This window comes from Paenibacillus sp. ISL-20 (assembly GCF_018613005.1).
Lineage (GTDB): Bacteria > Bacillota > Bacilli > Paenibacillales > Paenibacillaceae > Paenibacillus_AQ.
In genome coordinates, this window is sequence record NZ_JAGGRD010000067.1 from 1 (window position 1) to 21540 (window position 21540).

Below are 21540 nucleotides of genomic sequence, written 5' to 3' on the forward strand. Positions count from 1 at the left end.
AAGGACTTTTTCAGTGGCCTCGCGTCATCGCAGCTGTCTTTTGATAATGAGCAATAATGGACTATTTGATTGTCTTCAATGCAAGCGCAGGTCTCGTTAAGGAATAAACGGCGCAGATTAGCGACACCATGACAATTCCTCCGCCTACCCAAGACGTACTGGATACGGTACCTCCCTGCTCTAACACAAGGCCGCCGATAGCGGATCCCAGGGCAATTCCGATCTGCAGCGCGGAATTGTTGAAACTCTGCTGGATATCGGACGAGCCCGGATCCACTTGAATCAAGTAATTCTGCAGCGGAGGGGCCAGACTCCAGCTTAATGCACCCCATATCATCATCACGACCAAAAATACGCCGATTGAGAATGTGGAGAACGGCAATAGGAACAGCACCAACATGAATGATGTAATGATGATTACAATGCTCTTATGCGACCCCAGCCGGTCGGCGAGTGCGCCTCCAAAGGCCCCACCGCCGACTGCGGATAGTCCGAACAGGAAGTAACAGATGCTGATCCAGTATGGACTCAGCCCAAGTTCGGATTCAAGAAACGGCGTGAAGTATGCATAAATCGTGTAGTGCCCTGCAAGCATGAATAAGGTAGCGAGATGCGCTCCGGCGATTTTCGATTTGCCGAGCGCCTTGATCTGAACGGATAACGGCGTGACATTTTCAGGCTTGATCCGATCCAGAAACATATAAATCAAGATCATGGAGCCAATCGACAAAATGCCGATACCGAGGAACAGTACCCTCCATCCAAAAGCTTCACTAAGCAAAATACCGAGCGGCACACCAAGCACCAATGACGAGCTGATTCCCATATAAATAACGCCTAATGCTTTCGCCCGATGTTCAGGTTCAACCACCTTGGCGGTAATGGTCAACGATAACACGATAATCAGCGCAGTGCTCATGGCAGTTAATATTCTAGCAGCCAATAGCATCGTAAAATTCGGGCTTACATAAGCCAACAAGTTACCAATAAAAAAAACAAATAAGGAAATCATATAAAGCCGTTTCCGCTCCACCCTTGCCGTAAGCGCAAGGAGAACCGGTCCTGCTACCGCATAAACTAGGGCGAACACGGTAATCAGCTGCCCAGCCGTGCCGAGTGAGATATGCAAGTCATCCGCGATGAGCGGCAATATTCCGCCAACAATAAGTTCAACCAACCCGACGGATATCGTCGAAATCGCTAGAATTAATACTTTCAGATTCATCTGGAATAGAATCCCCCTTCTTCGATGTCGTATTGCCTATAATCAACAAAAAAAATCCTGATTACAAAAAATGAGAAACATTTTCTGTAATCAGGATTTTACGGTTCCTGGTAGAGACCCTCAGACCATATTAATGAGGTTATACATTCAAATATTTTATTCAGTTGCAAAACAATCGTTGTTTAATTTATCACATCCGTTACGAAATATCAAGCTCCCAAGCAGGATTCCAGCAAATCTCCCACAAATGTCCGTCCGGATCGAGAAAATGGCCGGAGTAGCCCCCCCAGAATGTGTCTTGTGCTGGCACGGTTACCGTTGCACCCGCCCTTCTGGCTTGCTCCATCACCTCATCCACTTCTTCCTTACTGCCGACGTTGTGACCGATGGTAAACTCTGAGGAACTTGGAGGGGACAGAAGAACATTCGCCTCAACTGACAGATCTTTGCGATTCCATATCGCCAGCTTCACGCCCGCTTGCAATTCAAAGAATGCTACAGCCCCATGCTCAAATTCCGTCCCAATGATCCCTTCGGTCGGGAGTCCGAGTCCATCGCGGTAAAACTTCAATGACCGCTCCAGATCATCGACGCCGATTGTAAGTACGGATATACGTGCTTTCATTATGGCATTACCTCCTATGCATCATCGTTACCTCATACTTATTTTCGTCGATGACTCTATTGAATGATTGTAAAAAACGGACAACGTGCTTCTACACATCAAGAATTCCATCATCGATCACTTCAAAGCCTGTAAGGGTGACATGCCATATAAACGCCTGAAGTTGTTAATGAAATGAGGCTGATCATAGTATCCGTATTGGGCAGCGATATCAGCAAACCGGTTCGGCTTGGCCTGATGCAGCTCCTGCAGCAAATTTTGAAAACGAATGATCTCCGACAATTCCTTCGGACTGACGCCGAGTTCCTTCTGAAATGCTCTTCTTATGGTTCTCTCGCTATAATTAAGTTTTTCAGCCAAGGCACGAACCGTTATTCTTCCTTTAGCAGCGTACAAATACTGCATGCCATGCTCCAGCAGTGGCTCGGAACAGACGTTATTCTGTCCTAAGATGCCTATTAAAAACCTTTCAACCACATCCATTCGGTGGGCAGAATCCAGAGCTGTGACCATTTCCTCGTTCAGCTGATTCACATCCAGCCCCCATGCTCTCTCCAAGAATACAGGACCCTCACGGAAATCGGAAGCGGGATAACGTATGAATGGGCGAACGGACTCCGCAAAAAAACGAATACCGAACAGTGACTGATCCTGTGTAAGTCTCATGGCTTCGTAAGATGACATCAGACCGGTAATGAAGCCGGAGGTTGAGGCTGCCCGTGCCTTCAAATTAAATATAATATCGACGCAACCGTCAGGAAGAATGCGATGAAGCGGCTGCTGAATTGACGAAGCTGTATAATCCAAGGTCCAATAACAGGCCACATAAAGACTTAATGCCGGGCTTGGCAGATATTCGTAATAGGTGTAAGAAGAGTCCGGAGACGGATTCTCTATCGTTGGAGCTTGTATAGGGACATAGTTCCGCAATGTGCTCACCCTTTATTAACGTTGGATAGCGACGAATGACTCAAGTAACTAATAATTGAATTACAGCATTGATTAATGCTGCCCTGCTTGGACCTGGAGGTTCATCACATGACCGTCACGTGTCGTAGCGTAAACCTTCCAATCCCCCGTTACTCCGCTCCGATCATTCATGGCAAATGTTCGGATGCCCTCCCTGCCGGCTTTGACATCCATATATCCGAATTCCTCCGTTCCTCGGTAGACATTCAGAATCACTGTGCCCGAGCTTTTCCTATTACGAACCTTAACGGTTAATTTATTTCCATTATCTGGTACAGTGGTAAACGTATTCTCGTATGCACCGATACTTTGGTACTTATCTAAGTCTATGAATTGTATCTTATATGGAGCATGGCTTGTATCGCCCTCAACTTCCTCTATGTACGATACAGGATGTTGAATGTGTTCGCCCGCACTCTGTGGGAACAGCGCCAGCCCCAGGAACATGACAAAGGAAACTCCAAGCCATTTCATTACGACTTAAGCCCCAGAATAAACTTCCCTATACGATGTGCCGCTTCGTGCAAAGCTGGCTCTTCCTGGACCAACGCGATTCGCACATAGCCCTCTCCTTCGGAACCGAAAGCATCTCCAGGAATAACCGCAACGCCGGTTTCAAGCAGTAATTCGCGGGCGAAGCGGCGCGAGCTCCATTGTACATCACGGAAAGCTTCAGGGAGCCGGGCCCATAGGAACATCGTGGCCTGCGGCTTAGGAACAACCCATCCCGCTTCGGCAAGTGATGCCACGAGAACATCACGCCGATATTCATATAGTGAAGCGACACCCCGTTCCTCACGGGCAGATGCCATGGCTTGACGCAATGCATGGACAGCCGCAATCTGTACAGGCTTGAATACGCCGAAATCGATGTTGCTTTTGTACTCCCGCAGGGCGCTCACTGCTTCCTCATGACCGGCAAGAAAGCCGATGCGACAGCCTGCCATGTTAAAACTCTTGGAGAAGGAGTGAAATTCTACCGCGATGTCGATGGCGCCGGGAACCTGCAGAATACTCATGGGGCGATAGCCGTCAAAACCCATTTCGGAATATGCAAGATCATGAACGATAAGTACGTCCCATTGTTTTGCCAACCCGACCAATTTTTCGAAAAAAGCATAATCAGCCCGGACAGCAATCGGATTCCCCGGAAAATTCAACAGAATGAATGTCGCTTTCGCCCAAATCTCCTCCGGAATGCTGTCCAGATCCGGCACAAATCCAAACTCTTCCTTCAGCGGAAGATACCAAGGCCTAACGCCTGCAATCGCAAGCGCTCCGGCATAGATCGGGTAACCCGGATTCGGTACAATGGCCACATCGCCCGGATTGCATATGGCCTGAGCCAAATGCGATAATCCATCCTGAGATCCCATCAAGGCCAGTATTTCGGTATCAGGATTGACATTTACACTAAAGCGGTATTCCATCCAAGCCGCTGACTGCTCTCGAAACTCCGCGATTCCTCTAGTGCCTGGATATGTATAGTTATCTTCTTTCAGTGCTTCTTGGCTAAGGACCTTACGGATATCCGCAGAAGGACCACGGTCAGGGCTGCCGATGCTCAAGTCGATAATATCTCTTCCCGCTTGAAGAGCCTCTTGTTTCCACTCGCTGACCTCGGCGAATATGGAAGAACCAATCTGCGATAGTTTGTCTGCACGCCATGTGCGTTTTGAAGTTTGATTCGGCAAGATATCCACCCACTCCACTTTTTCCCTACATTATAGCATGAAGCTGGAGGTGCATCGCCTTAAAATCCTCATCTCAGGCTTGACTTGAAAAGCCATTCATAACGTAAGATCGAAGCATACAAAAAGAGAATTCAGGAGAAGAGACAACCATCACCAGAACACGAGAGACCATCTTTATTATCGCCTTTACTTTTGCAGCCTTTGTACTTGGTACTACCGAATACGTCATTGTTGGATTATTAAAAGACATCAGTGTAAGTCTCAGCATTTCGCTTGCTGCAGCCGGTGTCCTCGTATCCAGCTTCGCTATTGCTTACGCCATCGGAACGCCGTTTGCGGTCACGCTGCTCGGACGTATTCCTCGGCATTTAACCATTCTGACAGCGTATATTGCGGTGTTAGTGTTTAATTATTTGACCATCTTTGCCACCTCGTACCCCGTCATGTTATTCATTCGCATCATCACCGCGATTCTGTGCGGATTGACCTTATCACTGGCCATCGCCGCAACAAGCCAGCATATGAGCGCTTCCCGCAGGGCTGGTGCGGTTGCCTGGATCATCGGAGGTTTCTCGATTGCAAATGTCCTTGGCGTTCCTGTCGGAACGCAAATCGGCCAGATGGCTGGATGGCATACGGCTTTCATTGTTACATCATTGGTCGGAATTATCCCGCTAGTTTTGATAATGGCCGTCATGCCCAAGAGCAATACCATTAGCGTAAGCTCCATGAAACAGCAATTTGCCTTGTTCAAGAACAAGAGAATACGACTTGCCTTCTTCATTCCGGTCCTTGGCGTAGGGTCCGTATTTATCGTATACACGTACATAACGCCGCTCTTAGAGAATGTAATGGGGATTCCGCAGCAATGGATCAGCACCGTCCTGCTGGCCTACGGCGCTTTCACGATTCTTAGTAATTGGCTGGGGGCCAAGGTAGCGCAAGGCAATTCAAGGGTAAAATTGAAAGTGATTTTCACCATCCAAGCGATGATTATGATGGCGCTTGCCCTTACCCTATCACTCCCGTGGATGGCCTTAGTGTCGTTAATGCTGGTCGCCTGCTTCTCCTTTGCGCTCAGTACCGCCGTTCAGTTATACCTGATTGACCTGACGGATGAATCTTCAGCCGGCTCCAAGGACTTCGCTTCTACACTTATGCCGGTCGCATCCAATCTGGGCATCGCCGTTGGTTCTCTACTGGGCAGCCTTGTCGTGGATAACGTTGGTCTCGAATATCTGCCTTGGGCTGCCGTTGTGTTCGCAATCGGAGCATTTGCCGTTACCTCCCGCTGCCATCAGCTGGATCAAGAGCATATGGGTTTAACGCCGCTGGCATCGGCAAAGGCTTCATAGAACGCCCTTTTTTCAATCCTTCTCATTCTTTTCTATGGTCGACCCAGCATTGTTAAATTCCATGGATTTGCGATATTTGAGGACACTGGTTCCGCTATTTCCTTGTTATCACCCATTTCGCAGTAATATGCGGACAAGAGATCCGCTATTGCGAGATAATTGGGGGATTAACCCGTGATTATGGTGCAATAGCGGATCCTGTGTCCGCATGAACTCCATAATGGACCGATTTCGGCGAAATAGCGGATCCTCTATCCCCGTGTTCTCCATAACTGGCAAATTCCAGTATATACCGGAGCCCCTTCTGTCTACATGTACCCCATAATGGGCTGATTTCGGCGAAATAGCGGATCCTCTGTCCTCATGATCTCCTAATGGGCGAATTCCAGTATATACCGGAGCCCCTTCTGTCAGCATGTACCCATAACGGGCCAATTCCCGCATATAGCGGTTCCTTCCCGCGTCGTCCTACTGTTCGATGGATGCCTTACTTAGGCAACCATCTCCCGGCATACTTTCGCACATCGGAAGCATGCTTCAGCACATTCCTGGCAGTGCTTCATGTCATGCTTCTTACACTCGTTGCCGCATGCTTCACAGACATCGGCGCAGATCCTGCATATTTCTGTGGCATACATACTGTTCGTGGACATCGCTTGAGCAGCAAATCCGCAAATATCCGCACACTGCCGGTCCAAGCGAATGCATTCTTTCATCATCGCCACATCATGTTCGTCCAAACATGCGGTGTAACAATGGTTACAGGCTATCATACAGCGCAAGCATTCCTCGATACATTGTTGAACTTGTTCATGTGACATCATCCATTCTCCTTTCGGTCTTAGCGCTCATAGGATTACCTTTTTTCAAGGTTGTATGTAATTAACCATAACTTGTGAAGATAATATGAGGATATTTTATAGAGTCGAGATCATTGGTGTGAATAGAAAAGACGACTGCGCAGCAGTCGTCTCTTATTTTTCATGATTGCCATGAATGGAACATTACCCGTTAATATACGGTCGAGTTGAGCATTCATAGGGAATGAATTATGTTAACCAATATTCACATGAATCCGCCAAACTCTGCAAATCTTGAAAGAACATGCTGGCATGGTAACCATCACACACAGCATGATGTACCTGCAATGAGACTGGGAGCAGAGTACGGCCACCCTGCTCGATATATTTTCCTCCGGTTATGATAGGAAGAAGATAGTCGGCTTCATTGACAATGTTTAGATTAAATCCGTTAAAGCTTGCCCAAGGTATCATGGATATGGGAAACGTGTTTGGCGGTGGATTTTCTTTAACGAAAATCCCTTTTGCATCCCGATAACGCTCCATGTCCTGCTCATAATGATCGTGAAATCGATAGAAATCATTCGAACATGCTGTCCATAAACAGGAGAAGGTATGGTCATCATTATGGAAAAAAGTATAGCTTGGCGTCATCCGATCCCAGTAACCCAATTCCCCTTCGGGACTATAGGACGTTTTGAATTCGACCCGGTTATTGACAACCCTGGTAACCATATAAATAAAAGCAGGGTAAAGCTTGAATCCATTAGCTTTTAACGAATACAGCAACCGAGTAATGTCGATATCCACGGTAATGCTAAAGGTACATTTATTCGATCGATAATGCTCGTAGTAAGGCTTTCTCGTCCACTGTTCAACATCTATAATATGAAACTCCATCGTTTATGCCCTCCTAAAATAAAATCGTTCTATTTCAGGAGGGTACATCCACTGATCTAATCACACGCCATCACTCCAAAGTTTCCGTATTAGCAGATTTCTGTTACATCTTCGAATGGATCTGATTCTGCCGAAGCATCACTATTATAAATGATACAGCTAGAGGCTTCACTCCTCAAGCAGTTCCTTAAGTCGTGAAGCCTCTATGTCCTCAAATCTTAATAAAGAACTTAAGGCATTTGGGTAAACAGCAGGTTTACTGGCAAATTGCTTCCCGGCGCAGCTGTCAGCATGATTTCAACCTTTTGTTCGTAATCACCTGTACGGTAGAGGACCGCTTGCTCGCCAGGAGCTACCTGTCCAAGGGAATAGATCGGTACAATCGTTCCATTTATCATGGCATATCCCGAGTACTTACCGCCCCGTGGGTTAAACGAGATCAGGGTATCCGGTGCTACGCGATCCAATGTAATTTTATACAGGACACCAAAGTTGCCCGTGTTGTGCGTAATGTCTCCAACCATAGGGTCCATACCTTCCAGGTTAGGGTCATCCTGATTGTCTCCAAGTACGAGACGTTCGGAATCTGCACCCACCAGTTCGGAATAACGGATGACCCGCGTCGAATCCGGATAGGTTCCACGGTTGTGAACACCATCGCGATTCAGGATCGGCAACGTGCTCAGAACCTTCAATGGATCGGATTTCTCATCAATCATCACGACATCGAACTGAATCGGCAGGTCGCTGTACATATCCGAGTATAGGGAAATGACATGTCCTTGCTTCATTCTTACATCGCTCAGTTCCGTCATGACCAGCTTCTGTTCACCTGGTGCAAGCGTTACTGAAGTTCGCTTCGAATTGTCCTGCATGGATTGGAAGTAGTTCAACACAGACTTCTTGCCTGCTGCCGTTGCGATCGGCGACGGACCTGCAAATCCCAAGTAATCTTGTCTGAGCGTTACCGGAGTGCTGTTCTTGTTTGTTGCAATAACGTACATTTTCACATTTTTATTCAAATTGTTCACATGGTGAATCATAAAGCGCATATCGCCAACCGCCGTCTCTCGGTACACAATGCCCTCGGTGTTGACGGTTTCGGGACTGTTACTACGAATCAAGGTACTTGGCTCGTCGTAAAAATCATAATTGATCTTCGCACGCGAAGTCACATTACCAAGGAACGTGAATTTCTCCCCTTCCGGGATAAAGAGCATATTGAAATCCTCTTCTTTATATAACGTTTCGTTCGTCACGTTAATCGTCGTCTCGTAGGTGGAACTAAGTCCCTTCTTATCGGTGGCCGTTAACTTGATCGTATAAACGCCCGGTGTGAAGAAAGCATACTGTTTATTCTCCCACTTGTACGTCAGATCCTCAGACTTGTCCTGGTCATCAGTACTTAGGTTCGTATAGGTAATCAACTCACCCATTTTATACTCAGACTTATCGGTCTCGAACATGGCAACGGGTGGAAGATTCGGCTGAATGACCGTAATCTTTTGGCTATAAGGCTCGCTCCACGCTCCTGTAGAATCCTGAACCGAGTAAGTGACTATGTATTCGCCTGGTGCATCGAAAATATCCTGTTTGCCTTCCCAGCGTTCGTCGATGATCTCACCTTGTACATTCTCCAGCTGCGGTGTATAGGTCACTGTTGTTTCTCCTGCAAAAATCTCTTTAGGTCCCACCGTAAACTTGGCTACGGGCTTCGTTTCCAGATTCATGATGACACGTTTGCCTACATTATCCGCTTTATATTTAATATCCAGTGCTTGGGTTATAGCTGTCAGCGGAACCATGAATGTGCTATTTGTCTGGTAGGAGGTTCCCTTCATCTCTTTCGTTACGCCATTTACGGTATACTTGCTGCTGTCTGTTTTGAAGCGAAGTTCAGTGGTTCCTTTGGTAATGACGGTTTCTTTGGTCTTCTTATCGTAAGTGACCTTGAAGCCTACACGGTCCACAAGGGCACGAATGGGAACATAGGATACTCCCTTTTTGACTTGCATCGGCTGTGGTGCATTGTAGGTAACGCCGTCTTGTACCATTTTTGTACTATTAAAATATAGAATTAGTTCTTTACCTGTTACGGTTTGTTGGTTATTCTGGTTGCTCGGCTCTTCCGTAGTTGTTGCCGGATCCTTCACTTCGCCAGTTTCCTCAACCGGTACTTCAGTTGTTCCTTCTTCATTCGGCACTTGAGACCCTTCAGTCACTGTCTCTGTCTGAGTGGTTGTCTCTGTAGTATCGGTTGTTTCTTGAGCAGCGTTTGTACCCCCGGATTTTAATGCTTTGGTTGCCGCAGCGTTTTGCTCGTACACTTCTTGGGTGACTGACTGTTGTGGCTTGTCTGCGGTATTTGCATCCGCGCTCGCCGGATAAGCTGCAGCTAATTGGGCAACAGCCAATACGGTTAGCAATGATCGTTTCTTCAGTTTCATTCCATAACTCCTTCTAATCCTTTTTTGATATTTATTGAGGTCATACTATTAGACGCAAATTTTGGTAAAAAAGTTTCTCTGATCTGTTAATAATATTTACGATGATATAGAACATTGTAAAACCTATGAAAACTCCCGCAACAGCACGATGGCCATAGCGGGAGTTAAATATATATTATTTCACGATAGATGCTCCTGCAAATTCGTAGCCGCAATCATCTTTTTCCCGCTCCGATCATATCTCCATAGATGAACACCTGTGTCGCCAGTCGGGATATGAATGTCCGTATGATAAGGAAGATTCAAGAAGCTTCGGAATAACATCGAGATCATCCCGCCATGGGAGACAATGCATACTCTTTTCAAGTCAGGCTCGCTATGGATTGTAGTAAACAGCTTGGATATGAATTGTTCGGCTCTTGCTCTGAACTGCACTTCAGATTCTCCACCTTCTATCGAATCATGCCGCTTTCTTCCTCCAACAGGCAAGGGATATTTAAGTAAAGCCTCTTCTCTTAACATACCGGCTATGACTCCATTATTTTGCTCCATTAAATCATCGTCATAGGTAACGGGGACTTTTGTCGTTTCAGCTATTGCTGCCGCGGTCTGCTTGGCCCGGTTTAACGTGCTGGAGAAAATGGCATCCACGGTGTATTCACGATGAATCCACTCCGCTAGGAGCCGCGCCTGCTGCTGGCCAAGATCCGTTAGTGCATAGTCAGCCCGTCCTTCACACCGATTCAAAATATCCGCTTCCGATTGCCCATGCCTGACGACCAGAATCTCAACCATGTCATATCCCCCCCCCCTTTTTTTTCACGCTTACGGCTCTATAGCTTATTACCAACCGCGATCCAGCGCCCGTCCACATCCTCAAATACAAACTCATGATTGTTATAATCCGTCGTCGATAAGGCTCTGACAATCTTCACGTCCAAATCGATAAGCTTTTGCTGGATTTCCCGTTGTCCATAAGTAATAAAATAAGCATCATACCCATATCCGTAACGAATTCGATTCGGAACAACCTCAATATCAGTCTTCGTTAATACAATCTCAACAGCGTCCTTGTAGAGGCACATATGCGGTTCTGTTGCATCAAAATAGTTCACAGCACGGAACCCGATTCGCTCATAAAACTCGCTGGTTTTCTCGAAGTTAGACGTCGGGAAAATTTGCAAGCAGTGGGAAAACCCTTTATTCATCGTTCGATCTCCTGTTCGAGCTTATTTATGATCCTTCTCATTACCACGCTTAAAATTCCCGTTCACTTTAGCCATAATTAGTTGGGCTCAGTCGATTGCGGTTATCCACATTGCCCATCTTTTCATACTCCTCTAGATCGTAACTCTACGGTTTATTCTTTAATTCACGTATATCTTTGATCATGAGATCGAGTCTCTCAATGATTCTCTCGTCATTATCCAACTTCTTTTTGAGTCTGACCTCAATCACAATGAGTTCAATAATAAGCACCACGATAAGAACGCCGATGATCATAGCCCGCTCCTTTCTGAACCTGATACACCAGTTCCAAACAGATGAACGATCGCCAGGTAGAATGGGTACAACCCCAAAACTGCAATGGCAATGAGTCCTGTTACAGGATTCGGTTTGTCTGCCGGATTCATAATAGGAAACCATGCAGCCACAGTATAAGTCAAGATAATGAAATAGGGGATCCACAAAACAAGCGAAAAGAAAGACGCTTTACGGCCACCCAACCAATGCCTTATCAGCTTGGGAAATCCGAAACCCGATAGAAGCAGGCCAACAAAGAAGAAAACCAAGATCATAACATTCACGTGATCCAGTCCCCACCCTGTCACTCGACTGAGTCGGTAAACGTTGGCCATGAGTTCAATCCCGGCAAAAGGGAACCATGCATACAAAAAACTCGATATATTTAATCGAATGAAGAAGCTCATGTTCACTCTCCTGAAACTTATATAACTGAAGCAAATTGTTGGCATGGTGCTTTAATGTTTTATTTAACCAGCTCTTTAATCAGATACAGATTCAAATCGTCATCCGCACATACCTTGTCACCGGGCACCACAGGTTCATTGCTGTACATAATCCCGTTGCCATCAGGAATATAACCGCGACGGACATAGATTCTTTGTGCCGCACCATAGTCTCTGTACAATCCCACGCCGATACCGATACGCGGCATTTTTTGGCGGACGATGTTCTCCAATTCTTCTAGGATGCTGTTAGCTATGCCGTTTCTCTGGTACGCTGGGAACACATTCAGATCATTGATTTCCGGAATATTCTGATCTCGAAAATATGGATAACTCGATTCGTATTTCAAGTGGGAAACACCAGTCAGCTCCTCATGAACAAAAGCCAACAAGGTGATACGCTTGCCGATTTGGTTCTCATATTCGCAATAATCATAATACTCATCCGGGCGCTTTATATTTTGCTGTTGAAACGCTTCTTTCCAGATGCTTTTCAGCTCCGTGTTATCTAACACCTTTAATGTAACGTTCATTGGTTTACCTCGCTGTTATGTATTTTAATGGTAGGATTTCAGCTCTAATATTATCTCATCTAAAATCTCGCATGCCTGCTTCAAACGCCTCAGCGTCTTGATGAATAACTCCATGCAGCGCCTCTTGCAAGGCAAATGTGCTTCTATAAAAATGTACACGCTCCGCGATTTGGTCTCCATTCGGATACATGGCGATGCACTTTTCGAAGAACTCTTGACCGTACCCCGACAGAATTCCCGCTAGATCATAAGCCGGATCTCCAATCCCTGAGCCTCCAAAATCTATAATACCCGTAATTCGGCCTTTCTCCGGACTCCAGAGGATGTTGGACGTGCCAAAATCACCATGAATGCAGGTTGGACGAATGTCATGATTCGCAGGGTTATTCAGAAACCTGGTGAAGTTGCTTGAGATTTCCTCTTGTGCATCAGGCCTGATATAACGAAACAATTGGTCTTGAATTTGAGTGAACAATCCGGACATCTCTTCGTGGACATTTACGATATTCGTATCGTCAGCAATCCATTCATTGATCTCCACAGCATGAAGTTGAACGAGAAATTCGACCAACTGTTCCGCTACCCTATCCTCGATGTTCGAATTCCGGTGTGGAAGCAGATCTTCTGTCCATAACGGTTGACCTTCGATTAAGGGATAGCCCATGAACATTTTGCCCACCTGCATATCGTCAAATGAAACATACATCGGATTCGGTATAGGCAGCGTTACCTTGGTCTTGATCCCATTCAATAACTGTGTTTCTCTGATCATGGCTTTGAGACTTGCTGCGTACTTAGGAAATCTGAAGACAAGCGTTTGATTCACAATCAACACATCGTTGTTCTGACCGATGCTGTCAATCTCAACGTCTTGAATATGTAAATGTGGATAAACGTCTTGTATGCGCTGGGTATATGATGGATTCATGTATAAACTCCTTCTACTTGCGAATGTCATTAACCTCTATTTTAATGCTTTTCCTTAACTTGGTAAATCATTATAGAACAATTTTGCAATTTCGTTGGAATCACTCTTGCATGACAAGCCCAAAGATGACATTATATTCCACGTAAGAAATCTGTCGCGATGAGGAGAGAATCCAGATATGAAAAGTTTAGGGAAAGCGCTGGCTGTAACTCTGCTTACGATCTGTTACATAGGGACGAATAGTGGGGTTTCGATTGCCGATGAGACTCCGTTCAAAGATGTACTATCAAATCATTGGGGTTACTCTCACATTCAATGGGCCGTGGAGCAAGACGTGGTTGAGGGGTATCCGGATGGAACATTCAAGCCGAAACGGACCGTGACACAAAGCGAATTTTTGACGATGCTCATTCGAGCTGCCAACCCGAAGGTTATCCCTGACGACTCCTCAACGACACCATGGGAAGAACCCTATATCACGTATGCCCGGAACTTAGGCTGGAAGGCTACGTCACCGAAGAAGAAGCTTACGCGCGGATTGGCAGCTCAGTTGTTGGCGAACGCCACCGGCAAAAATTACGATCTAAAGGATTCCATCCAATACATGCTTGACTTGGGCCTTGCACAAGGAATATCAGGAAATAACATTGAGAGCTATCAAGCAAATCAAGAAATCACACGTGCTGAGGCCGTGGCCCTAATCGAGCGGTTCTCCATGAAATACAATGAGCTGCATAACGTATCACCAAGCTTGGAGATTTACTCTCACGCTGATTTATTCCACAAGTATACAAACAGCACCTATCACTTTCGACTCGAGATTCCCAAGAGCTGGGACACGCGCTATGAAGTCCGTGATCAATCCGTCGGGAACAGCCATCATCTGAATTTCGTCAATACAATGACTCAGGGCACACTGTTCACCATCTCCGTCTGGTCCAAGAGTGACTGGGCTGAGCAGGAGGAAGAAATCAAGGGGCAAATACCAGCAGTACAGGTTGGGGAACGAGGCAATCAGGTGTATGTATTCCACACACCTACTGATGTCCAATACGATCCATCGAATGATAACGCCAAGAACGAGTATCAAGGCATGTTTTTAGACGTACAAAATATCAAAAGTTCGTTCCAAATTTCCGATAAGTAACTTTTCTTAATTTAAAAGCGGCCAGGACAAGTGTCCTAGCCGCTTTTTCCTTCTGATAACTAATGCTATATAACAGTCTTACTAAAATGATCTATGATCTCGCCTATTCTTTCATTCGTTCTGCCCGAATAATTCTACGGATCGATTGCTCCGTTAAATAATATCGTTCTGACAATGTACGGATGGAGTCGCCATGCATATAACATTTGAAAATGTTCTGATTCCGAATATCCAGATCCTTCTTTACCCCGGTTTGCTCTCCCCAGGACTTCCGATTCTCCGACTTTCTCGGAATATAAATATAACTTCCATCAATATATTGTTGAATGGTTTTGACTATGTGTTCAGGCAAAATATCTAGTGCTTTCTCGTATTTCATTCTCCCTGCTCCTATCTACATAGAATCTTGTAAATAGTGAGCAAAGCCGACACATGAAATATTGCAGCTCTAATTAATGTTGAAGAAGGCTCCGAACAAATTCTCTGCTCGATATTTCCGTGCTGCTTTGCCCAGAGCCTGATTTAACGACTTGAACGGTTGTGCTTCTAATGTGAGCCATCATGTGATTTTCACCTCGCCAAATTTGGATAATTCAAAGTTCACTCGCTTCTACTCTCTATTCTAACAATTTCAATTTCCTTTGCACCAGGCTCGAATAACAAAATAACGGATAGGCGATCCACATTCCCGTTCGAGTCCGTAAGAAAAGTCGCTTTGGTTTTAATATCAAACTCCGTAACATGGAGTTCAAACTGATTCGCATTTTGATGTGTGAGGGGGAACTTCATTGAATTGAATCCTGCCCGAAGCTCTCCATCTGTAAGTTCAACCATCATTTCTCCATACGCTGCATGAACATACGTCCCCGTTAAATCCAACAAGGATGTGGACAATGGAACAATGGGTTCTTTCGCACCTGAAGTTGCCTTACTGTTTGTTGCCGGCTCGTTCGCAACGGTTGCTTCCTTCTTTTGTCCCAACGCTTGCCCACTCCAGTCCTTGACCTCGCCACCGAGCAAAGAATCGAAAATGTAATTGGATATAAATACAGGAAGCGGAGTACCATTGAGATTCGACAACACCACGACGCCAATCTTCTCCGCAGGAATAAAGGCAACATGTGCGGTGAAGCCGTCAATATTGCCTCCGTGACTCACCATCCGTAAGCCTCGATAAGGTTCGATCAGCCAACCGAGACCGTAGCTGCCCATATTTGTATTATTTTCATTGACCTCGGTCATCTCGCAAACCATATGGGGCGTGTGCAGCGTATCCAGCACTTCGCTAGAAATGAGACGCTGCCCGTTGTGCATTCCATGATTCATTTGAAACCTTACCCAATTCGCCATATCTTTGATATTGGAATTGATCGATCCCGCCGGGCCAATGATATCTATATTTCGAAACGGAATGACATGAGCCTGATCTTCAATTTGCATACAGGGAATCGCATAATCATGTTGGAGTTGCGTCTTGTCTACAGAGAATTGACTGGATGCCATGTTCAGCGGCTCGAATATCCGCTTCTGAACAACGTCTTCCCAAGATGATCGACTCACATGCCCGATAACATATCCCGCTACCATATACATGATATTTTGATACTGCCATTTCGTCCTGAAATCTACATTTGGTTCCAAGTACTGTAGTCGTTCTATGATTTCTTCTCTAGTCAGTGATGCGTTATACCACATGAGCTCATGCCGCGGTAAGCCTGAACGATGGCATAACATATCCCTCAGCGTAATCCGCTCCGTTGCAAAAGCATCAAACATGAAATCAGGAAGATACTCCTTCACAGGTGTATCCAAATCCAAGATTTTTTCATCCGCCAAAATTCCGGCTGCCAGTGCAGTAAAAGCTTTGGTGGAGGAACCGATCGCGAACAGCGTCTCACTTGTCACAGGCAGGCTTTGGGCGATATTTCGATACCCGTAACCCTCCATCATGACGATCTCCTGATCCTTGACCACCGCAACGGACAACCCCGGAACCTTCCATGCCTTCATCTGCTCCTCGATATATGTATGGATGCCCTTTAACGATTCCATTGTCATTAAAATCTCTCCCATATGATCCCCTTTCCTTCAACTATACAATTTATGAAACAAAATATATGGGTCCACAACCTATGATCATACATCATTCGACACTCCAAGACACATTTCCTTACTAACCGACACACCACCCCCAAGTGACTAGGTCCTTGTTCCCCTTTTAACCATCAGTCCGGATTGGACTCGCTCGGCATGGTATACTTTTCCCAAAATCCAGTTATAGAAGGAGTCTCCTTTCGTGTTAAAAGAGCGCATTGATTTCTTGTGCAAGAAAAAAGGAATAGCTCGCAAAGAGCTGGTAGAGGGATTAGTGACAACCACCCATTTAGCGAACATCCTTGCCGATCGTTATCCACTGGCCGAGGACCTTGCCGAGCATCTGGCACAGCGTTTGCAAGTGGCCCCTTCCTATTTAATCAACACGGCTAATTCCGATAAGGATACACTTGAGACCGCGGAACGCATCTTTGAAGAATTATCCCAATCGGTCTCTCATGTTACAGAGGATCGCATACACGATCTTCCGGATCGACATGACAGTCTTACGGTAGAACTCACAACGGCATTAATGAAGGCGGTCTATTATCAACAAGTGAACGATGCGGTGTCCCATGAATATCTGCACCAGAATTACCTCAATTTTTATCTGGAAAAATACGGTCGTCCCGATGACGCTGAACTCCCGCTGCCCGCGAAAAAAGCGATGCTGTTCTATAAAATCCAGTTCTATCGATCCAAGAACCGCTATCATGAGGCTTTAAGCCAAGTGAACCGGTTAAGCGAATATGTGCAGGACGGCACCGATTTATGGCTAACCACCCAAAACTTCAAGATGGAGGCCTGTATATTTTTGAAGCAATATGACCAGGCCAAGCAGGTGTTTGAAGGAACGATGAGACGGGTTTATGAAGACCGCTTGTTTCACCGCTTATCCGATCTGTACATCGCGTACAGCGGCTACTGTTATTCCATGGGACTGTATCAAGAGGCGCTGGTTACCCTCTCTATGGCAGAAGCCCATTTGGTCTATGCGGTAAACCAGGGGAACATGGTGTCAACCATCCTGAACAACCGGATCATCATGCTGACGATGCAGGGAGATCATGAAAAAGCGGAAGAAGAAATCAACCGTTTTGAAGGACTACTCGCGCGGGAAGTGGCGGAAGTACGGCAGCAATTCCTTCCGGTCCTATTGATTTACCGGTGTGAATTGGTGTTAGCACAAAAGCAATGGGGGCTTTTAACCCAGTATATTCGAGAGCTGAAAGCGATAGAGCTTACAACGGATCAAGAGATGTCGGTTGCCTACTACCAATGTCAGCTAGCCTTGGCACACGGTTATCATGATGAATTTATGGGGCATGCCCTGTCTTGTCTACCATACTACGAATCCAATCATCTTACATTGCGACTTGAATCCTTATATGAAGCATTGGCCGCGGTATCGGAGGAATTAAGGAAATACAAAGAGTCGGCATCTTACTACAAAAAGCTGGTCTATCTGCTTCGAAGTAAATAATTCATGAGCTTAAAAGGTTACAAAAGCATGTTCCACCCGCAAAACTTTTGTCCTTCCCTTCATTTTAATCGCTGTACGACGGGATAAAGAGTGCACAAACCTTTGAATACGGCAAAAGTTTGTGCAGAAGTATCGTGTTGATTTACACCTAATGCCGGAAGTTTTGTATCCTTGCCAAACCATTGTCTCCTCAGACCCCCACGGGTAACATGGAATTATAAATAATTCTACTAGTGAGGTGCTAAGCTTATGGGATGGTTTGGAAAAAAGAAAAATCCGCAGGACGCGCTGGAAAAAGCAGATAAAATGATGAACAAAGGTTTAACCGGCATGATGATGCAAGGTTTTGTTCCGAAAGAGCATCGCAATGCCATCAATCAAAGTTTGGAGCAGGCGAAGCAAGCGCAGATGGCAGCGACTGGAGCCCTGGCATTAACGGCCACCGCTAAAGTACGAACCGTACGGGATACCGGAAAGCTGATCAATTTCGACCCGGTTGTCATCCTGGAATTGGATGTAAACGAGAACGATGGGAGCCAATATACCAAAACGCTGGAGACCCTCGTATCGAAACTACAAATTCCTAGAGCCGGTGATATCATTGGTCTTGCCCAGCATCCGGCCAATTCGTCAGAGCTTGTCTATATGGGACCGATTGGATGAATATAGGCAAATTAAAAAAGGACCTCATTCAGGTCCTTTTGTCATGTGCTCACAGCTTCCTGCAATTTCTCATTCAACAATTGGAAAGCCTCTTGAATGCTTTCTCTCGGTGTTTTACCGTACCGTTCCCCAATGTGAACTTCCGTATAACATTGAGTTTCCCCCGCTTCGTTTAAATAACTGAGCAATCCGACGCCCGTCGTGCGGAAAACCTCGATAAGAATCGGTTCAAGCTGTTCTTTGTTCAATTCAAAGTGTACATGAAACATATTCGATACGGGTACAACAGGCTTCGTATTCACGCCCTCGCATTGATTAAACAGCGCTGCGAGCTCTTTTGCTTCCTCGTAATACCGGTCCATGTTACCTATTCTTTCCGTGTAATAATAATTCGAGCTGATGATATACGGGTATAGGCTGACCAGATCACCGCCATGACGCCTTTTCCATACTTTAGACTTCGCCACGAAATCGGTGCCGCCAGCCAGAATGGCGCCGGCAATCCCACCTATACCTTTATAGAAAGACACATATACACTGTCAAACAGTGCACAGATTTCTGCCGCCGTTTTTTGATAATAAGGGGTGATCTCGAACAATCTTGCCCCGTCCAGATGCAGCTTAATGCCTTGCGAACGGCAATACGCCGATATCGCTTCCAACTCTTCGTATTCGGGCAGCTGCCCTCCGATTTCACGCTGCGGCAATTCCAGCAGCAAACATGCAATATCGCGATCCAGACGCTGCACGTCTTCAAGCGTAATCAAACGCTCCTTATCGGCAAGAAGAATCGATTCGATATGATGCAGCTCCTTAAGCCCGTTCTCTTCGTGAATCTCCAGATGGCAGAGGGGATGATAGGCCACTCGTTTCAGCTCCGCATCATCACACCAGATCCGCAAAGCAATCTGCTGCGCCATGGTTCCGCTTGGGAAAAAGACAGCTGATTCCTTGCCCAGAACGTCTGCCATGCGCGCCTGAAACTCCTCAATGATGGCCCCTTTGCCGTATGTATCCCCCATCTGCGACCCATTCACATCCCGAAATGCTTCAAGCAGCACCTCGAGATTCCTGCGGCTATGTCCAATCAATGGATAGGCTGTTTCGCCATAAGCTTCACTAATCGATTTACGCTGTTCTCCCATGTCGCATATCACTCCTTCTCTTCAACCGATAATAAGAACAAATCATCACACGAAAAATTTAATTTCCTCGCTTATCAAGCATACTAGATAAATGAATAAGTGAGAAATCATTTCCACTTCCAGAAAACATTCGGAAAAACTTGACAAAAACAAACGGAAGGATTACATTGTATATGAGCATATGTTCATATTATATATAATACAAAATGTTTTATGATCTTTGATTACAATCAACAGATGGATCCGAAGGGAGTTTTCGATTATGCATCATCATAACCACCATCATGGACATGACCACAGCCACCATGATCATGCCCGCTCAGGAAACAAAAAAGGACTTGCCATTGCCCTCATCATCACAATTGGCATCATGATTCTAGAGTTTGTAGGGGGCTTGCTAACCAACAGTTTAGCTCTGTTATCCGATTCCGGACATATGTTAAGTGATGCCAGCGCATTGCTGCTCAGTCTGGTCGCATTATGGTTTGCTACGAAGCCAGCATCGCCGAATAAAACCTACGGCTTTTACCGTTTTGAAATATTGGCAGCACTATTAAATGGTGTCGCGTTGTTTGTCATCGCCGGTTTTATCGTATGGGAAGCGATTCAGCGCTTTGATAACCCGCCGACCGTCGCCAGCGGAAGCATGATGCTCATTGCGGCCATCGGGCTGTTAGCCAACCTTCTCAGCGCCTGGTTCTTGATGCGGACGGGGGATGTGAAGAACAATGTGAACCTCCGCAGCGCATACCTCCATGTTATCGGTGATGCACTCGGCTCTGTCGGCGCAATCATCGCCGGGATCGTGATGATTGCCTTCGGATGGTACATTGCAGACCCGATCATATCCATCCTGGTGTCGATCTTGATTCTGAAGAGCGCCTGGAGAATCATACAGAATACCGTTCATATTCTGATGGAGGGCGCACCGGAAACGATTAACTCTGAAGAGGTAACGAAGTCCCTCCTGTCTATTCCTGGGGTCACCGGCATCCATGATCTTCATATTTGGACGATTACGTCCAATTTCGACTCCTTGAGCTGCCATCTCGTCGCCCAAGATGACGCGAACAGTTATGAGATCCTGCAACAAGCGATTGATCTTCTGGACAGTCGATTCCACATCGAGCATGCCACGATCCAGATTGAGAATTCCACCATCACGCATCGTAATAATAAAGTCTAATCTCTTCTCTGCGGTAATCCTTTAGTTCATGAAAAGGGGAAAAAGGGCTTCCGAGGTTTACACTTTTTACAAATTCGGTTGACCTCCATAATGAGAGTATCAAGACATTCTACTGGCGTTACAGCGAAATCTGAATGTCTGATAGGGAGGTTAACATGATCAACGATGTATATACACTGGAAAAGCTGAACGAACACCAGCAAGCAAAATGGGACGAACTTGATCGTCAAGGAAGATTCATTATTCATGACGAAATCGCATGTGAATCGCAGCATACCTCAACCCATATTCGAATTCTCGATAAACTTCATGGCTTCTTTCGAAAGCGGAGATCCCGAAGAAGCCGTACGAAATTCTTAATCGAGTAGGAGGGGGC

General features: G+C 45.9%; 23 protein-coding genes and 1 riboswitch. Of the genes, 6 read left to right on the forward strand and 17 right to left on the reverse strand.

The window, feature by feature from the left end; translation table 11 throughout:
- Positions 1-61: 61 nt before the first annotated feature.
- From J7E85_RS31160 to J7E85_RS31180, 5 genes are all read right to left on the reverse strand, one after another.
- The gene (locus J7E85_RS31160; protein WP_215163891.1) at positions 62-1225 is read right to left on the reverse strand and encodes an MFS transporter; all 1164 of its coding nucleotides are present in this window, start codon (positions 1223-1225) and stop codon (positions 62-64) included.
- Between the two features lie 67 nt (positions 1226-1292).
- A riboswitch (purine riboswitch) is annotated at positions 1293-1392 on the reverse strand.
- Between the two features lie 32 nt (positions 1393-1424).
- Positions 1425-1850 (reverse strand): VOC family protein, encoded by a 426-nt coding sequence (locus J7E85_RS31165; RefSeq protein ID WP_215163892.1) that lies wholly within the window; start codon positions 1848-1850, stop codon positions 1425-1427.
- Positions 1851-1967: 117 nt separating this feature from the next.
- Complete coding sequence (locus J7E85_RS31170; RefSeq protein ID WP_215163893.1) at positions 1968-2789, reverse strand: DUF6597 domain-containing transcriptional factor; 822 nt, start codon at positions 2787-2789, stop codon at positions 1968-1970.
- Positions 2790-2852: 63 nt separating this feature from the next.
- Positions 2853-3293: a hypothetical protein gene (locus tag J7E85_RS31175; RefSeq protein WP_215163894.1), complete on the reverse strand. Its 441-nt coding sequence runs from the start codon at positions 3291-3293 to the stop codon at positions 2853-2855.
- Positions 3293-4531 carry an aminotransferase class I/II-fold pyridoxal phosphate-dependent enzyme gene (locus tag J7E85_RS31180; protein ID WP_215163895.1) on the reverse strand — a complete coding sequence of 413 codons (1239 nt, stop codon included), beginning with the start codon at positions 4529-4531 and terminating at the stop codon, positions 3293-3295. The genes J7E85_RS31175 and J7E85_RS31180 overlap by 1 nt, the downstream gene beginning before the upstream one ends.
- Positions 4532-4761: 230 nt before the next feature.
- On the opposite strand from J7E85_RS31180, the gene J7E85_RS31185 reads away from it, so the two are divergent.
- Positions 4762-5868 carry an MFS transporter gene (locus tag J7E85_RS31185; RefSeq protein ID WP_353049593.1) on the forward strand — a complete coding sequence of 369 codons (1107 nt, stop codon included), beginning with the start codon at positions 4762-4764 and terminating at the stop codon, positions 5866-5868.
- A 491-nt stretch (positions 5869-6359) separates the two neighbouring features.
- On the opposite strand, the gene J7E85_RS31190 is transcribed toward J7E85_RS31185, so the two are convergent.
- The 9 genes from J7E85_RS31190 to J7E85_RS31230 all read right to left on the reverse strand — a co-directional run bounded on the left by J7E85_RS31190 (position 6360) and on the right by J7E85_RS31230 (position 13446).
- The gene (locus J7E85_RS31190; protein WP_215163896.1) at positions 6360-6689 is read right to left on the reverse strand and encodes a four-helix bundle copper-binding protein; all 330 of its coding nucleotides are present in this window, start codon (positions 6687-6689) and stop codon (positions 6360-6362) included.
- Between the two features lie 228 nt (positions 6690-6917).
- The gene (catA, locus tag J7E85_RS31195) at positions 6918-7568 is read right to left on the reverse strand and encodes a type A chloramphenicol O-acetyltransferase (RefSeq protein ID WP_215163897.1); all 651 of its coding nucleotides are present in this window, start codon (positions 7566-7568) and stop codon (positions 6918-6920) included.
- A gap of 230 nt (positions 7569-7798) precedes the next feature.
- Entirely contained in the window at positions 7799-10015 is a 2217-nt protein-coding gene (locus J7E85_RS31200) for a stalk domain-containing protein (RefSeq protein WP_215163898.1), read from the reverse strand.
- Between the two features lie 180 nt (positions 10016-10195).
- Entirely contained in the window at positions 10196-10810 is a 615-nt protein-coding gene (locus J7E85_RS31205; RefSeq protein ID WP_215163899.1) for a histidine phosphatase family protein, read from the reverse strand.
- Positions 10811-10848: 38 nt separating this feature from the next.
- Positions 10849-11223: a VOC family protein gene (locus J7E85_RS31210; protein WP_215163900.1), complete on the reverse strand. Its 375-nt coding sequence runs from the start codon at positions 11221-11223 to the stop codon at positions 10849-10851.
- A 145-nt stretch (positions 11224-11368) separates the two neighbouring features.
- Positions 11369-11518: a hypothetical protein gene (locus tag J7E85_RS31215; protein WP_215163912.1), complete on the reverse strand. Its 150-nt coding sequence runs from the start codon at positions 11516-11518 to the stop codon at positions 11369-11371.
- Entirely contained in the window at positions 11515-11946 is a 432-nt protein-coding gene (locus J7E85_RS31220; RefSeq protein ID WP_215163901.1) for a hypothetical protein, read from the reverse strand. Before J7E85_RS31220 ends, J7E85_RS31215 begins: the two co-directional genes overlap by 4 nt.
- A gap of 59 nt (positions 11947-12005) precedes the next feature.
- Entirely contained in the window at positions 12006-12518 is a 513-nt protein-coding gene (locus tag J7E85_RS31225; protein ID WP_215163902.1) for a GNAT family N-acetyltransferase, read from the reverse strand.
- A gap of 55 nt (positions 12519-12573) precedes the next feature.
- Positions 12574-13446 (reverse strand): phosphotransferase family protein, encoded by an 873-nt coding sequence (locus J7E85_RS31230; RefSeq protein WP_215163903.1) that lies wholly within the window; start codon positions 13444-13446, stop codon positions 12574-12576.
- Between the two features lie 178 nt (positions 13447-13624).
- On the opposite strand from J7E85_RS31230, the gene J7E85_RS31235 reads away from it, so the two are divergent.
- Positions 13625-14593: an S-layer homology domain-containing protein gene (locus J7E85_RS31235; RefSeq protein ID WP_215163904.1), complete on the forward strand. Its 969-nt coding sequence runs from the start codon at positions 13625-13627 to the stop codon at positions 14591-14593.
- 103 nt (positions 14594-14696) lie between these two features.
- On the opposite strand, the gene J7E85_RS31240 is transcribed toward J7E85_RS31235, so the two are convergent.
- The gene (locus tag J7E85_RS31240; protein ID WP_076321710.1) at positions 14697-14972 is read right to left on the reverse strand and encodes a CD3324 family protein; all 276 of its coding nucleotides are present in this window, start codon (positions 14970-14972) and stop codon (positions 14697-14699) included.
- Positions 14973-15193: 221 nt separating this feature from the next.
- Positions 15194-16651, reverse strand: coding sequence for a serine hydrolase (locus tag J7E85_RS31245; protein WP_251036178.1), 1458 nt, complete (start codon positions 16649-16651; stop codon positions 15194-15196).
- 238 nt (positions 16652-16889) lie between these two features.
- On the opposite strand from J7E85_RS31245, the gene J7E85_RS31250 reads away from it, so the two are divergent.
- Complete coding sequence (locus J7E85_RS31250; protein ID WP_215163906.1) at positions 16890-18170, forward strand: XRE family transcriptional regulator; 1281 nt, start codon at positions 16890-16892, stop codon at positions 18168-18170.
- A gap of 249 nt (positions 18171-18419) precedes the next feature.
- Positions 18420-18833, forward strand: coding sequence for a hypothetical protein (locus J7E85_RS31255; RefSeq protein ID WP_215163907.1), 414 nt, complete (start codon positions 18420-18422; stop codon positions 18831-18833).
- A gap of 41 nt (positions 18834-18874) precedes the next feature.
- On the opposite strand, the gene J7E85_RS31260 is transcribed toward J7E85_RS31255, so the two are convergent.
- Positions 18875-19978, reverse strand: a complete 1104-nt coding sequence (locus tag J7E85_RS31260) for a threonine aldolase family protein (RefSeq protein ID WP_215163908.1) — start codon at positions 19976-19978, stop codon at positions 18875-18877.
- Positions 19979-20240: 262 nt separating this feature from the next.
- Between J7E85_RS31260 and J7E85_RS31265 the strand changes: the two genes are divergently transcribed.
- Positions 20241-21164, forward strand: coding sequence for a cation diffusion facilitator family transporter (locus tag J7E85_RS31265; RefSeq protein ID WP_215163909.1), 924 nt, complete (start codon positions 20241-20243; stop codon positions 21162-21164).
- A gap of 155 nt (positions 21165-21319) precedes the next feature.
- Positions 21320-21532 (forward strand): hypothetical protein, encoded by a 213-nt coding sequence (locus tag J7E85_RS31270; RefSeq protein ID WP_215163910.1) that lies wholly within the window; start codon positions 21320-21322, stop codon positions 21530-21532.
- Positions 21533-21540 lie beyond the last annotated feature (8 nt).